At 37.5% G+C, this 15,465-nt stretch carries 10 protein-coding genes and 2 pseudogenes; 4 read left to right on the forward strand and 8 right to left on the reverse strand.

From position 1 onward, the window contains the following. Window positions 1–245: 245 nt before the first annotated feature. The 4 genes from DS031_RS04530 to DS031_RS04545 all read right to left on the reverse strand — a co-directional run bounded on the left by DS031_RS04530 (window position 246) and on the right by DS031_RS04545 (window position 5,163). Entirely contained in the window at window positions 246–1,172 is a 927-nt protein-coding gene (locus DS031_RS04530; RefSeq protein ID WP_220182073.1) for a sugar phosphate isomerase/epimerase family protein, read from the reverse strand. Between the two features lie 249 nt (window positions 1,173–1,421). Beyond that, complete coding sequence (locus tag DS031_RS04535) at window positions 1,422–2,096, reverse strand: TetR/AcrR family transcriptional regulator (RefSeq protein ID WP_113804745.1); 675 nt, start codon at window positions 2,094–2,096, stop codon at window positions 1,422–1,424. Window positions 2,097–2,511: 415 nt separating this feature from the next. Continuing rightward, complete coding sequence (locus DS031_RS04540; RefSeq protein ID WP_113804746.1) at window positions 2,512–4,437, reverse strand: ABC-F family ATP-binding cassette domain-containing protein; 1,926 nt, start codon at window positions 4,435–4,437, stop codon at window positions 2,512–2,514. A 72-nt stretch (window positions 4,438–4,509) separates the two neighbouring features. Beyond that, window positions 4,510–5,163 (reverse strand): MOSC domain-containing protein, encoded by a 654-nt coding sequence (locus tag DS031_RS04545; RefSeq protein WP_113804747.1) that lies wholly within the window; start codon window positions 5,161–5,163, stop codon window positions 4,510–4,512. Window positions 5,164–5,304: 141 nt separating this feature from the next. Here DS031_RS04545 and DS031_RS23515 point away from each other — a divergent pair, with 141 nt between their 5' ends. Beyond that, the gene (locus DS031_RS23515) at window positions 5,305–5,454 is read left to right on the forward strand and encodes a hypothetical protein (RefSeq protein ID WP_181833014.1); all 150 of its coding nucleotides are present in this window, start codon (window positions 5,305–5,307) and stop codon (window positions 5,452–5,454) included. An 80-nt stretch (window positions 5,455–5,534) separates the two neighbouring features. On the opposite strand, the gene DS031_RS04550 is transcribed toward DS031_RS23515, so the two are convergent. Then, window positions 5,535–5,813 (reverse strand): sensor histidine kinase, encoded by a 279-nt coding sequence (locus DS031_RS04550; RefSeq protein ID WP_113804748.1) that lies wholly within the window; start codon window positions 5,811–5,813, stop codon window positions 5,535–5,537. A gap of 667 nt (window positions 5,814–6,480) precedes the next feature. Between DS031_RS04550 and DS031_RS04555 the strand changes: the two genes are divergently transcribed. From DS031_RS04555 to DS031_RS24615, 3 genes and pseudogenes are all read left to right on the forward strand, one after another. Continuing rightward, window positions 6,481–7,836: a glycoside hydrolase family 68 protein gene (locus DS031_RS04555; RefSeq protein ID WP_113804749.1), complete on the forward strand. Its 1,356-nt coding sequence runs from the start codon at window positions 6,481–6,483 to the stop codon at window positions 7,834–7,836. Window positions 7,837–8,989: 1,153 nt separating this feature from the next. Then, window positions 8,990–9,803 (forward strand): annotated as a pseudogene (locus DS031_RS04560) (IS982 family transposase). A gap of 596 nt (window positions 9,804–10,399) precedes the next feature. Next, window positions 10,400–10,534, forward strand: a pseudogene (locus tag DS031_RS24615) (AAA family ATPase); the annotation flags it as partial. 188 nt (window positions 10,535–10,722) lie between these two features. On the opposite strand, the gene DS031_RS04565 reads toward DS031_RS24615, so the two are convergent. The 3 genes from DS031_RS04565 to DS031_RS04575 form a co-directional block, all read right to left on the reverse strand. Further along, window positions 10,723–12,057 carry a glycoside hydrolase family 68 protein gene (locus DS031_RS04565; RefSeq protein ID WP_113804750.1) on the reverse strand — a complete coding sequence of 445 codons (1,335 nt, stop codon included), beginning with the start codon at window positions 12,055–12,057 and terminating at the stop codon, window positions 10,723–10,725. A 56-nt stretch (window positions 12,058–12,113) separates the two neighbouring features. Continuing rightward, window positions 12,114–13,490, reverse strand: coding sequence for a glycoside hydrolase family 68 protein (locus tag DS031_RS04570; protein ID WP_113804751.1), 1,377 nt, complete (start codon window positions 13,488–13,490; stop codon window positions 12,114–12,116). A 643-nt stretch (window positions 13,491–14,133) separates the two neighbouring features. Next, entirely contained in the window at window positions 14,134–15,411 is a 1,278-nt protein-coding gene (locus DS031_RS04575; RefSeq protein WP_113804752.1) for an ABC transporter substrate-binding protein, read from the reverse strand. Between the last annotated feature and the right edge of the window lie 54 nt (window positions 15,412–15,465).

Consider the following 15,465-nt stretch of genomic DNA (forward strand, 5'->3'; position numbering starts at 1 on the left):
TTTGAAAATGCTTTTAAAGATCGTGATATTTTTATGATCTCGATTTCCTAACCACAGTATAATTCGTTTTTTAGTTTTTGTAAATATCTAAAAATAAAATTTTTTCGATTATTTTAGTATTATCTCGCCTTAAATTTGAACAAAAAAAGAGGCAGGAAAACAAAAGCTGTTTTCTGCCTCACTTTGATAGTTTATATGTTAGCGTACCGGTTCCGGGGTCATTTGATAGACCTTCAGAAGCGCGCTCAGCGATTTCTGACACCAACCTTCAGCACATTTCTCAGATATGCGATGCTCTCCTTGCAAGCCTGAAGCTCTCTTTTTCTCGCCTCTTCCAGCGGTTCATCCGGACGAAGGAAGGGAATTTCATTCTCAAAAATGACGCGATCCAGTGTAGATTGCTCTCTCAGCACCTTAAGAACCTTCGGCAGGTCGATATCGCCGGTACCGTGTGGAACGCCGATCCAGTGTGCACCAAGAGGATCGATCACCAGCGCATTGTCACAGAAATGGCAGCAGAACGCACGGGACGCGAGCTTCTTCACCGATTCCTCCGGGCTCTCTGTGACGGAGATGGAGTTGACTGTGTCCAGGCAGGTGCCAATCATTGGCTTGTCGATCTGATCGACAAGCCAGATCACCTCATCTGCATAGGTGTCGCAGTGATTTTCAATCGCCACTTTCAGGCCAAGCTCTTCGACTAGAGGCAGCGCTTCTTTGAATTCTTCATAGCGGACGGCAAGCTGCCGCATAACATTCGGATGGAAGCAGGTAGCGTAGTAGGGGCGCGGGCGCTTCACATCAAGACTGAACTTTGCCAGATCGGAGCCAATTGCCTTGGCGATTTGCAGCGCTTCCCGTACAGTGCAGTTTACCCGCGAATCACTGGGTGCATCGAACGAAGCGTTGAACTCCAGAAACAGATCGCGTTCTTCAGCAGCAGCCTTGATCTTTGCAAGATGTGCCGGTTCCGTATTCTGCAAATCCACCTTTGTGATTTGCAGGCCGTCCAGCCCCCATTCGACTGCATAATCCATCAGCTCCATCAGATTCATAGTCTGAGGAAATGCATAGTCCTTTCCAAATCCCCAGCTTTCTCCCAAACCGAAAAAGTGCAGGGTGTAGGTGTGCATGCCGAGCTTGATTGGTCTGTCATTGTTATTTAACGTCACATTTACCCCCTTCATAATAAACGTTTGTTAATTCCAAAGTTTCAATGGTCACAAAAAACTCCGCACTCTTTTTTGAAAACGTTTATAATAAATCTCGATATTATTATGATCACGATTTATTAATTGGAGTATAATCCGTTTTGTAATTTTTGTAAATATTAAAAAAGGGTAAAAAACAAATAGTGTTTTTTACCCTTTTTTAATATTAATTATTTTTGTTGAGTGGTAACTCAATTTAATAATACTACTTTAATCTTTTATTATAGGATCTATATTTGCAGCATTGAATGTTATATCTCGTATATATTCCATCGTCTTTCTTGAAGCTTCTTCAGGCGTATAATTTACTCGATTGTTAAGAAGAGATATAATCATTCCTTGCCATATCAAGATTGTAATTTCATTAAGTTTTTCAATATCTTCTTTTTTAAATACACCTTTTTCTGCATATTTTTCTAGAACTTCTTTACTTCTTTTACTTAGATTTTGCTCAGTAAAAATTATCTCTAATTCTTCATCAAGTTGAATAGTATCAAACTTATACATTGAAGAGTAATATTTTAAAAGTTCTTCCGGATGTTCTCCTAGATCTGCAATAAATATAGCATGATATAATTCAGGTTCCTTAAATGAATGGTCACAAAAACATTCCCACCCTGATAAATATTTTTCTAATGGATCTTTTGCTCTTGCACTATATTTAGGTAAATCTTCAATATAGCTTTCTACAAAACGCATTCCTGCAAAAAAGATGAGATGAGAAACTTCTGAAAAATAATTATAAATTGTAGAACTTGTGTATCCTGCTTCCTTTGCAATTTTTCTTATACTAATATTTTTAATTCCTTCTTCTTTTATTAATTTAGCTGTTGCATCAATAAAATAATTGATCATTCGTTCAGTTTGTATTTCACTTCTTGCCATTAATACTTCCTCCCTTAATACACCTTAAAACTATTTATCTTTCTCTAAAAAATAATAGGTAATCTCTTACACCATTCAAGATCGAAATTATTTAAAGATCACGATCACAATATTTACTAAGATATTACCACAGTTCATATAACTTAACAAACTGAACATACTGCATTGCAAGCCATTAACTAAGAAATTAAGATAGTCTTTTACGTTTAAAGTTACTTTCATTTGATTAAATTCAATATAAAAACCCACGAAGTTAATTTAAATTTCTTCATGGGCTTTGTATAGTTAAAAGAGATTTTGCAGCAGCTGCTTTTTTAATTTTTCATCCGGGGATCAAGCGAATCGCGAAGTCCGTCGCCCATTAATTTAAAGACTCATAATGCTCTTACAACAAAAAAGCTTAAGGTTCAAAACCTTAAGCTTTCCCTTTTTGTTCTTCAATTTCTTCAATAATTTCCGAAAGCTCTGCCCAGCGTTCAATTACTGTTTCCAACTCTTCTTCTGCTTGCTGCTGCTCTCTAAAAAGATCCTGCACTTTTCCGTAATCACTGCCCGATGTACTAATTTCCTCTTTTAATTTTTCAATTTTTTCTTCTAAGAATGGGATTTTCTCATTCACTTCTTCCCATTCACGCTTTTCTTTAAAAGATAATTTTCGGGTTTTATTACCTGCAGGCTGTGGTTTTTCGATTTCAACTTGAGCTTTCTTTTCTTCTTTTTCCTCTAATAGTTCTGTTTCTTTTTCAAGCTTTCGAACTTCAAGATATTCTGAATAAGTCCCAATAAAATCTCGAATTTTCCCGTTTCCTTCAAAAGCAAAAACATGATGAACAACACGATCTAAAAAGTAACGGTCATGTGAAACCGTAATAACCGCACCAGGAAAGCTTTCTAAATAATCTTCAAGAATGGCTAGTGTCTCGGTATCAAGATCATTTGTCGGTTCATCTAAAAATAGCACATTAGGCTCCCCCATTAAAATACGAAGCAAATACAATCTGCGTCGTTCTCCACCTGACAATTTTGAAATCATTGTCCAGTGCATATGCGGTGGAAATAAGAATCGCTCAAGCATTTGTGCCGCTGTAATCGCATGACCATCCTTCGTATAAATCACTTCGGCGCCTTCTTTAATATACTCTAATACACGCATCGTTTCATCCATCTCAATGCTATTCTGTGTATAGTAAGCAATGTTGACAGTTGAACCGGTGTCAATTGTACCGCTATCTGGCTGCACTCTTCCGGCAAGCATATTTAATAAAGTAGACTTTCCACTTCCATTTGGGCCAATAATACCAAGTCGATCATTTGGCATTACAATATAAGTAAAATCTTTTATTAAAGGACGATTATCATAAGACTTACTAATTTCGTTGACTTCAATGACTTTTTTCCCAAGTCGGCTTGAACCAATCGCCATTTCAATTTTGTCATTGCTAAGGTCACTTTTTTGTTCCTTTAATGCTTCTACACGCTGAATACGCGCTTTTTGTTTCGTTGTTCGTGCCTTTGCGCCGCGGTGAAGCCACGCTAACTCGCGGCGTAAAATATTTTGGCGTTTTTGTTCCGATGATTGTTCTTGTTCAATACGTTCGGCTTTTTTCTCAAGAAAATATTCGTAATTGCCGTCATAACTATAAAGATTGCCGCGATCAAGTTCAAAGATGCGGTTCGTCACGCGATTTAAGAAATAGCGGTCGTGCGTAACCATTAAAAGAGCACCTCTATACTGCGCTAAATAACGCTCTAACCATTCAACCGTTTCATTATCAATATGGTTGGTCGGCTCATCTAAAATTAATAAATCAGATGGTTGAATTAACGCCCGAGCAAGTGCTACCCGTTTTCGCTGTCCCCCAGAAAGCTCCTGAATCGATTTTGTAAAATCAGTAATCCCAAGACGTGTTAAAATTGATTTTGCTGCCGCATTTGCTTCCCACGCATTTAAACTGTCCATTTTTTGCTGTAGGGCAAATAAGCTCTCCTGTTTCTTCTCGTTGTTTGGATCGCTTTCAAGTTCGCTTAATGATCTTTCATACTGCCTTTGAATCTGCATAATCGGCGCATCACTATAAAAGATTTGATCTAATATTGATGCTGTTTCATCAAATGTTGGTTCCTGAGGTAAATATTCAATGCGAAACTGATTAGCATGCGTAATCTGTCCGCCTTCTTTCCCTTCAATTCCAGCAATCGTTTTTAATAGGGTGGATTTACCAGTGCCATTTATTCCAATAATTCCGATACGCTGACCTTCTGAAATTGTAAAAGAAAGATTATCGAACAGTACCTTTTCCCCGTAACTTTTTGATAAATTTTCAACTGAAAGAATACTCACATTCATATCCCCTTACTCTTAGCTGTATGTTTACTATCTTAAAACTTCTATTATGATGCCATGAAGCAAAAATTACTCTTTCTCTATTTTAGCTAACCGTTTTAAAAATGTCTGTTTCCAGTCACTTGAAAGCTCATCAATTTCTAATAATAACTTAATCGCATCTTTATTTTGCTTGTCATGATGCATAATCTGATTAGCAAATGAAACGGTTACTTCTTTAGGATGCTTTTTTATAAGGTGAAGTACAGAATTTTGTGAAATAGCTCCTTCCGTTAACACACGGAAATAAAACCCTGTATATCCTGTTTGCTGAACACGCAGTGCTAAATCATCGATTCCATGTTTTGCAGCTAATTTATAACACGGTTGTCTCGGCTGACTCACCTGCACAACAGCTTCTCCTAGCTGATAAATATTACCAATGCAAACCTTTTCTTCAAGTAATCCAAAGGTTGTTAAATTTTCCCCGAACGCACCATAATCTAGAGGAAGGTCTGCGTTTTCTTCCCAATAACGATAATGTTCATATGGATAAACACACACCGCCTTATCTTCTCCACCATGATGAACAAGATCTGCTTGTTCATCTCCTTCTAAACGATGGGCTGTTAAATAGACCTTCTTTTCAACTGGTGTTTTATAAATACTTGTAAGAAGTTCTTTTCCTTTATACACCAGTTTTTGTGTTTTTCCTATATTAACTGCCTTAATTTTAAGTGTCATTTTATCACTTCCTCTACCCATGTCTTCTTTGCTTTTAATATACCACACTCTTCAATAAACAAGGCTTAATCAGCATAATTTCATCCCCTCATTGACAAACTATGGTCGAAACAACTTTATTTTTAAAAGGAGTGAATCAGCATGTCAAATTCAAAAAAGCGCGAAAATCGTCAAAGCGGAAGTCAAAAAGGAAAACCTTACAGTGAAGCTATGGGCTCAGCAAATGTTCTATCAGAAGAAGAACTTTCAAATGCCATTTCTCCAACAAAGGGACAAAATACACCTCAATAATTAAACAAACATAAGAAAATCGATAATCAATTCCCAAAATGAGAAAATAGGCTGCTTTACGGCAGCCTATTTTGAAGCTTCTATTTATTAGAAAGTGAACGATATAGAGGAATGTATATGGAAAAAGTCGTTCCTTTTCCTACTGTACTCTCTACTTCAATTTTCCCCTTATATTTTTCAATAATATTATAACAAACCATTAATCCTATCCCTGTTCCTTTTTCCTTCATAGAATAAAAAGGTGTGCCAAGGCGTTCAAGCTGCTCTTTTGTCATCCCGCTTCCTGAATCAATAATTTTAATCACAACAAATTCAGGCTTCTTATAAGCATGAACTGTAATTTCCCCTCCTAGCTGCATCGCTTCATAGTTGAATCTTTTTTCCTATTTGTGTAAGTCATTTGGCGTCCAACCATGATCATTTGTAATCTTTAAAGTATTCATTTTATACTGCTCCCTTGGTGTTATTTTAGGAACAGTATGGACAGCTTTTTCTAAGATTAAGCATGCAGAAAAGTTAAGTTTAATTTATATACAAATACTGACCCTATTGCACTTGCAATACATTCCATTAGGAGTAGAGAAGAGGGATCTAAACTACGATATACTGAAAGAAACTTACAAAACCTGTCATCACTACAATGAAATTCGCGATTGAGGACTTAAATTCTAAAGCACATGCCAGGAACATATACGACATCAATTTAAGACTAAATTATAATCAATGTACGCTATATCTATAAAATATATATCCGATTATAATAATATATGTAAATAAAATCCGGCGGAACTGTTTTTCTTGCATCAGAACCTATTATCCTATTGATAGATTTATCCTTATCCGTTCTAGGTCTTTTTTAAGGGTTTTATTCGTTTTAAAAAGGAAAAGTCACAATTCACAAAATGTTCCCGCGGAAAATGGAGGTTTTAAGGAAATAGAAATGAAAACCGGAAAGAAGTCGTAAAGAAGCGTGCATACATTATACTGGTTTTAAAAGACTAGAAATCTTATAGGGGGGTAACACACATGAAATGGAACAAAGTTAAAAAAGGCAAATCTTTTATAACAGCCTTTATAGGAGTTTCTACTATATTAACACTAATTGTTAGCTTAAGTGTTTCTTCAGTTTCTGCACAAGAAAATGTAGATACATTCGACTGGACACGTGAAAATGTGAGTAACCTTACAATAACTGATCAAAATACAGCACCAAAAATTAATAAAGATGAGCTTGTCGGAATTACATCAGACTCTTATATTTGGGATTCTTGGCCACTGCAGGATATGAATGGTCATCCAGCTGTTGTTAACGGCTTTAAAATTATTTTCGCACTATCAGTTCCAAAAGATGTGCTTCCAGGAAAACGCCATGATACAGCTGAAATTCATTATTTTTATTCAAAGGATGGAAAGACATGGGAGTCAGGTGGTCCAGTTTTTAAAGATGGAAAAGCATTGGGTTCTAGACAATGGGCTGGTTCTTCTATCGTTCATAAAAATGGGGAATTACAAATATTTTACACTGCTACAGGACAAAAAAATGAAACTCAACTAAGCTATGACCAGCGGATAGCAACAGCAACTGCAGATATTAGTACGACGAACACTAGTGTGACATTTAAGAATTGGTCTAAACATAAAATCATTCTTGAGGCTGATGGAGAATACTATCAAACTAAGGAACAAACAGGGAACAAAGAAACTTCTTATGCGTTCCGCGACCCGTATTTTTTCCAAGATCCGAAGACTAGAGAGAAATATCTTTTATTTGAAGCAAATTCTGCAGGGAAACTTGAAAACCGGCCGTATAAACATGCCTATATTGGTTCGGACGAATTTCGTCAAAACCATGTAAGCCCTGAAAGTTCAAAAGCCTATAATGGCAGCATTGGAATTGCCAAAGCAGCTAATAACGATTCATCTAAATTTGAATTGATGCCACCTTTATTAGAAGCAAATTATGTAAATGATGAACTTGAGCGACCAAGTGTAATCGTAAAAGGAAACAACTACTATCTTTTTGCGAAGACACACAGTGAGAAATTTGCATCTGGCCTTAATGCTCCAGAAGGATTATATGGATTTACTTCAGAGTCTCTCTTTGGAGGTTATCAACCTTTAAATGAAAGTGGACTAGTTATCGCAAATCCAACGGATAATCCGTATCAAGCTTATTCTTGGATGGTTATGCCGAATGGCACTGTAACTAGTTTTGTGAATTATGTTAATGTGGATGAAAAAGATATTTATGAAATTGGCGAGCAATCCACAGAATATCAAATGGAACATTTCGGTGGAGTGCTTGCACCTTCATTAAAAATATCCATAACACGTGATGAAACAAAGATCCTTCACGAAAAGAAGCAAGGGGTTTTTAAATAAACGATAAGGGCAAGCAATAGCGTTCAGCATTTTACTTAGCGATACTTTAGTGCAGAGAAGGAATTTGTAGGCAATCAAATCCTGGGTGCAGTGATAGGTGGGATTTTACCTCATCCTTCTCTATTAAAATAGAGAAATTGGGCTCTTTTTCGTTATTCCATTAAAGACCCGATTACGGAATATTGAAAAATGGCATACAGCTGCCAAAATAGTTTCTCAGTTATTTTACTAAAGCCCCTGTTAGTGAAAAATCTATGTATTCTTATTTAGATTGTCATTGAATATTTGTATCATATTTTTTCGCTTAATAAGTAGAATAGTAATTAATACCGCTTCACTTACGACTATCAAAACGAATCCCGAAAATATTCCAATAATGAATATTTTCGGGATTCATTAGTTCCCCAAGTGAAGTACGCCCATCCTATTATTGCTAATACATCTATCGTTTTTGGAAAGAGTACCCCTTCCTCAAGGAATGTGAAGGGCGATCGCCCAATAAGTAGGGAGAGGGTGAATTTCCATCATTTATTGCGAACACAAGTACGTAATAAATGATATAATAATAGTTGTACATCCTTGTACATGCTCATTGAAAACTGAACATATAAGGTTGCAGCAGGAAAAGACGCTCTGCTGCGTAAAATGTTCAAGCCTAGAGAAGCCGAAGATGCGTGATACATGACTAGCACAACGTGTGAAAATGGTGCAGTAGGCTTATTAAAAGAACTCCCAAAGGCAAGACCGATGGGATAGAGGAGTTGGGCGTATTTAGACCGCCAATGTGTCAACTCCACTAACGTTAAGCGTTCAGAAATGGTCGATACGTTAGAAACCCCCACTTCAAATTTTCGTTAGAAAATTAAGTGGCGGGAGTATTCATGATTATTGTTCCTGAAATAAATAATTGCGGGAAAAACAATCCTGTATTTCTTATCATATAGGAACTATATTTATAACTTATAAAAAACCCTAAAACTAGAATAATAATAATATAACCCGTGGTGCTAGATAAAAAAGCATAAAAATAGCCCTTGATCGGAATATCCTCCAAAATGAAAGTGACCAAACCCCATTTTGGAAGGAGTTTTTCCGATGCAAGAGTTACTTTCATTTTACCGAAAATCCGTTAAAACTGCAAAAACAATTAAAAATGATTCTGGGTGTAGTAGAAAAAGAACTGGTGAAGTTAGAATCTCTATTTCAACGTAAAAACCGACATTTATTGAAACAATCAGATGGACAAATCATTAGTGTGCATATTTTAGGAAAGTTACTGGGCTTCTATTCAGAGAGATCCTGGCACCGATTTATCATTGGAAATTTATTTGAGAGATCACAGTTTCCAGAGCGCTCTCGTTATAATCGACGTTGTCGTGATTTACTGCAGATGATCAAATGGATTCGCTACCGAATTGTCCAATCTCAGCCTGTTGGTGCGTATACGATCATTGATAGTTTACCAATTCCACTTTGTCATAATGTTCGCATCCCACGTATTAAACGTTTTAAAGGAGTGGCGGACAGAGGCTATTGAAACCTACTTTTATGGATTTAAAGCACATATTCAAGTCACCAATAAAGGGCTTATTACCAGTTATGTCATTTCCCCAAGTTCTTACCATGATATTGAAGTGACTGAAGACTTGATTGCCCAAAATCCTCATCCAGTAACCTTAGGAGATAAAGGCTATATTAGTCAGACTCTCAAACAAAAACTTCAAGAGACATATAGCGTTTCACTTTGGACACCGTTACGGTCGAACAGTAAGCAGCCTGGCTTACCGAAAGTGATACAAATATGGATGAGGCAAAAGAGGAAACGCATTGAAACCATATTTTCAGTACTTGTTGAGCAATTTTTAATCACATCGATTCGTGCCAATAGCCTAACTGGTTTTGAAACATCATTAGAAGCGATTCTCATGGCACACACACTTTGGATCACCGGTGCAGTTGAGCTTTAATGTTCAACTAGCACCATGGGTTAATATATATGATAAATGCAATATCTATTTCGCCCATATCAACGCCCTTAATATCACTAACTATATACTTCCTCCATAAATCTTCCAGTTAGCTCGATTAAAAATGTTACCGCATCATCCCACATCTTTTGCACTCAATCACTCTTTATTTTAATAAATTGCGTAACTACTCAGCCACCTTCCTGATTTAATGTTTTTTTATTTTCTATATCTTCTAGGTTTACTCCCTCCTTTTCCTGTTAACACTTGAGTTATCAAAGTTAGAGGCGAAGAGCATGAAACGAAAAGCCTATGTGGAAAAACCGGAAACAAAACAGGAGGATAGCCTGGACATGTCGGTCATCCTCTTCATCAAGTAGAAGAACCAGGTACGATTATTCGTCATCGTGTGACTGCGTGTTCATGCTGCTATACATCCCTTGAACAAGAATCAGTCGCTCTATCAAAAAGCGACAAGTATTTGACCTTCCATCAATCTTCTTTGAGATCACTCAACACGAAGTTGAACGAAAAGTATGTCCGCATTGTTTTCATATTGAAGAGTCGGCTTTTCCAGAAGGTGTTAGGAGTGTCAAGAAGCAATAAATATGATAATTAGAATTCGTAGTCGCAACTTCAGATTAATTCATAGGTTATTCGCTCAAATGGATGAAATTATACAGATAAATCCTCTATCAACAATAATAGCTAATGTTGTAGAAACTGCATGAAATAGTCTTATCATTGAAATAAAATAAACAACAAGCCTAACAACCATTGAAATAAAAGATTTCTAGGTTTTCTCATGCAAAATAAAATTAAAAATCAAAAAAGCTGACTCTAAAACGTCATTTTTAAATGACCTTTTGAGCCAGCCTCATCTACGCTGTTATTATTTTATATAGACTTGCAACACTATCTATTTAAATACCCCTGGTTCAAGTTCTTTCACAATCTTGGTCTTGTCCTGATTAATGGATATTTTCAATGATGGTGCCAACGTTCCTCCAAAATGTTCAAATTGCCATTCATGAGGTTGGTGACCAATATCATTAATGGTCTTACCTTCAAGGTCAAAGAAATTCAAGAAGCTAACGACTGTTCCGTTAGGCATAACCATCCACGAATAAGCCTGATAAGGATTTTCTTTAGGATTTGAAATGACTAGGCCATCTCCATTTAATGGTTCATAGCCTCCCACAAGAGTATCTGATACAAATCCAAAAAGACCATCCGGACCTGAAACGCCAGGTGCAAATTTATTTAAGTGAGTGTCTGTGAACAAATAATACTTATTTCCTTTTGTTACAATATGTGGACGTTCAAGTTCCTGGTTAACACAATTTGCTTCCACTAAAGGAGGCATAATTTCAAATTCGGTCAGATCGTCATTAGTTGCTTTGGCAATGCCAATGCTTCCATTGTGTAGCTTAGAAACCTCAGGGACTTCATGATTGGCACGGAATTCTTCCGAGCCGATATGCTCAGGTTCACACATGCGTTCAGCAGGTGTTCCATTGGAATTCCCTTCAAAGAGAATATATTCTTCTCCAGTTTTCGGATCTTCAAAAAACCACGGGTCACGGAATGCGTATGCAATATCTCCTTGCATGCCCTCTTCCATAGTTTGATAATATTTACCCTCAGGTTCAAGAATCACTTTATGATCCGACCAGTTAGAAAATGTTATTCCGTCTTTCTTTGATACTTCTATGTCAGCCGATGCTTTGACCAAGCGCTGTTCATAGGAAAGATGCTCTTCGCCTTTTCTCCCGGTTGCGGTGTAGAAAAAGTTCACCTTGCCGTTATCAACCATTGCTGAACCTGCCCATTGACGGGAACCAAGTGCTTCTCCTTCTGGGAACACAGTTCCGCCTAACTCCCAGTCCTGGCCATTCTTAGAGTAAAAATAACGAATTTCTGCAATATCATGACGTTTTCCTGGTAAAATATTGGACGGAGCAGTTAATGAAAAGATAATTTTGTACCCATTAATAACTGCGATGGAACCGTCACGATTTCTCAAAGGCCATGTATCCCAAACATGATAGTCCGGTGTCATTTTTTCTATTTCTCCTCCGTTAAAATACGGGGCTGTGTTATCCGCTGTTTGCTGGATTTTCGATGCTTGTTCACGTGTCCAGTTGACAGTTGTGCCTGCACCCTCCGCCAAAGTCGGAAAATTTGCTGAAGCAACAAGAGTTGCAGCTAATGCGAAGGTCGTTAGTGCTTTTTTTCTATTTCGAATAAACATATTTTTCTCCTTTCGTTCTAAAAATAATTTTCCTGATTAAGGATTGCTCTTATCAATTATCGTAAAGATCTTCCATAAGGTCCGAAAGGTTTGATTTCTCCAACTTCCATTTCTTTCTTTATTGTAGTTTTATCACCGTCAAAGGAAACTTTCAATGTAGGCGCAAATGTACCGCCATATTTCACTACTCCGTTCTCATCTGTCGGTTCGTTTATAAAGCTGATAGTCTGTCCGTCCGGAAGTACCATCCAAGAATACGCTTGGAACGGGCTTTCCTCTGGGTTAGCTACGATAACACCAGTGCCATTGTTGACTGGTTTATAATCAGCACGTAGTCCTCCTTTTCCATAAAAACCGTACAATCCATCCGGACCGTCCAAACCAGGTGCATATGTGAATTTGTGGCTGATCGTAAGCAAGTAGTAATTGTCACCGTCGACTACAACATGTGGACGTTCTAACTGATGGTTAGCCCCAACTGATTCGATAAGTGGCGGCAACAATTTCAGTTTTGTTACATCTTCGTCAAGTACTTCCGCAATTCCGATATTTCCGTTGTAATTTTCCGCACCTTCCGGAACAGTATGAGTATTACGATATTCCTCGTCACCGATGTTTTCCGGCTTCAAATAGTTTCTGTTAGAACCTGCTTGACCTTCAAAGAGAATGTACTCTTTCCCTGTGTTCGGATCTTGGAAGAAAAACGGATCACGGAACGCAGTGATAATATTTCCATGATTTTGGAACTGTTCAATCGTTTCATAATGTTCGCCGTCCGCTTCAAGAATAATTTGGTGCTCTCCTTCATTCGTAAGATGAACTCCATCTTTATCTGCGCTAATATCAAACGTCGTCTTGGCGAGGCGCTGCTCAGCTCTTTTTACCCAATCGTGTTGATTCCATTCTTTACCACCATTAGCATTCATATCAGTTGTTGCTGTATAGAAGAAATGCACTTTCCCTTCCTCATCTAACATTGCAGAACCAGCCCATTGCTGATGGCCATACGCTTTATCATACTCATATGGAATGCCGGCATAAGTCCAATCTTTCCCGTTTTTGGAATAGAACATCCCGATTCTTGCTTCAGTATGACGCTCATTCCAACCAAATGTGCGTGGAGCAACTAATGCGAATGCAACTCTGTATCCCTTTATAATAGCAAGAGAACCGTCTCTGTTTTGAAGAGGCCACGTATCCCAAATCCACACATCAGGTGCAGCATTTTCAAAGTCTGTATCGATTACAGGAGCTGTAGTCTCTTCAGTCAGAGCTACTTGCTCCGCTTGCTGACGAGACCAGATAGAAGTGTGATCATCTCGAACATCCCAGGTAGACTGCTGTGCTGATGCGGTACCTGCTATCAGAGTACTTGTTAATATCACAGTGCCTAAAACTATTTTTCCAATTTTTTCATGAAATTTCGTTTTCATTTGTCTCCCCCTAAATAGTTTTTAAAATTTTTGATTATTCAGAAAACAAAAAACCCAATCGTATAGCACTATCCCTCCTTTTCAAACAGCGGAACAAAAAACGATCAAAAATGACGACCCGCAACGATACAATCATTCTTAGACATTTTGAGTGTTTACTGAAAATATAATGCCAGTCCCGCCGACATTTACTTACATATCTTATTATAATTAGATCTACATTGTATGGATATGGCGCATATTGATTGAAATTCCGTCTTAAATTGATGAGGTATATGTGCCCATCATGCATATATGATTTAGGGTTCAAGACCCGGATCGTTGAAGTCGTTTTAGCGGTTCGACAAAGGAAAGGGGTTCCGGAGTGATCTGAAATCTGAAGGGAATTGGAGGAAAACGAAGGAAAACTTTCGACCTGAGAAACACGACTCTTATATATAACGGACTCGTTGAAATAAGATGGCGTAAACACATTGAAGTCCTAATCATCAAATGTTGAGAAAGTAAATAAAACAAATACAAGTGAAAAAAATTAGAATATTCTGGTCTGATTTTCATGAAATCACCGTTTACAGGTCCATACGCACAGTAGTATAAAGAAACAGGGGGAATCATCCCCCTCTATTCGATTATTCACCAGCAATTATTTCCTCGCGGCTCTCTCCCAAGACTTCTGAAATTCCTGCAATAATTGATCGCGATTAAGCTGTTTGCCTATGTACGCTTGCATTGCAGGGCCGAATTCATCCATTACTCCTCCAGGGTATTTAAACCAGTTGAAGGATAACGTCTTCTCAGCTTTGGAGTAGCGGATAATATCTTCCGCAAGCGGTCCTAAATTGTTCGTCTCAATATTTTTAAAAGCTGGAATAAATTTGAATTGTTCCGTCATAAACTTTTTGCCTTGTTTTGAAGAAACCATCCAGTTTAAAAATTCCTTTGCTTCTTTCTTCTTCTCTGGGGTCGTTTGTTTATTTATAACCCAGTAATTAGGTACACCGACCGTCAGAGCATCATTTTTAGGATCGTCATTAATTGGTATTGGCAGAAATCCGATGTTCATATTCGGGGTTAGTTGATCTATCATCGGTTGAATCCAATTACCTTGCTGAATCATCGCTGTTTTCCCAGTGGCAAACAGGGTTACTGCCATGTTGTAATCCGTAGTCAACGGATTATCGTTTCCATATTTCATCGTTACGTCCAATAATCTAACTAGATCTTTGAATTTTTGATTGCTTTCAATCTTTTGCGTTCCGTCATTTAGGCCTTTAATAAAAGCATCCGGATCTTCCTGTTGAGCAAAGGCAATATTCAAAAGATGACTTAATACCCAATCTTCATAATATCCGATTGCAAAAGGCGTAATGCCCGTCGATTTCAATTTCTCTGCCGCTGCTATCAATTCAGTAGTCGTTTTTGGTAACGTTTCAATGCCTGCATTTTCAAATAAATCCTTATTATAAATAAATCCGTATCCTTCAAAGTTTACAGGCATTCCATAAATTTCCCCATTAATTTTTATTGGTGCTAACCCATTATCATATGCATTTTCAATCCAAGGTTGATTAGAAAGATCCTCCAAATATTTGTTCCATCGTTTTGCCTGGCTATATCCACCGATTGTGAAAATGTCGGGACCTTTTCCGGCAGCAAACAGTGCTTTCAAATCAGTAAGGTTATCGTTGGCCCCACCTACAGTATAAATATTAATATCCACACCTGGGTGTTCTTCTTCATAAGCAAGCACCATCTGTTCAAACTGTGAAGAAATTTCGATTTTTGGATTTCGCACTTCCAAGATGACTTTTTGATCCGCACTTTTCGCTTTCTTTTTCACCGTTTCATTTTTTGCCTCACACGCCGAAAGTAATATGATAAGCAGCCCGACCAAAAACGTTTGAAAAACCTTTTTTTTCATTGTTTCACCCCCTAATAAATAACTTTTTATAACTACATCTTGTTTTATAAGGTG

It is taken from the genome of Bacillus taeanensis (genome assembly GCF_003318295.1).
GTDB lineage: Bacteria > Bacillota > Bacilli > Bacillales > UBA6769 > Maribacillus > Maribacillus taeanensis.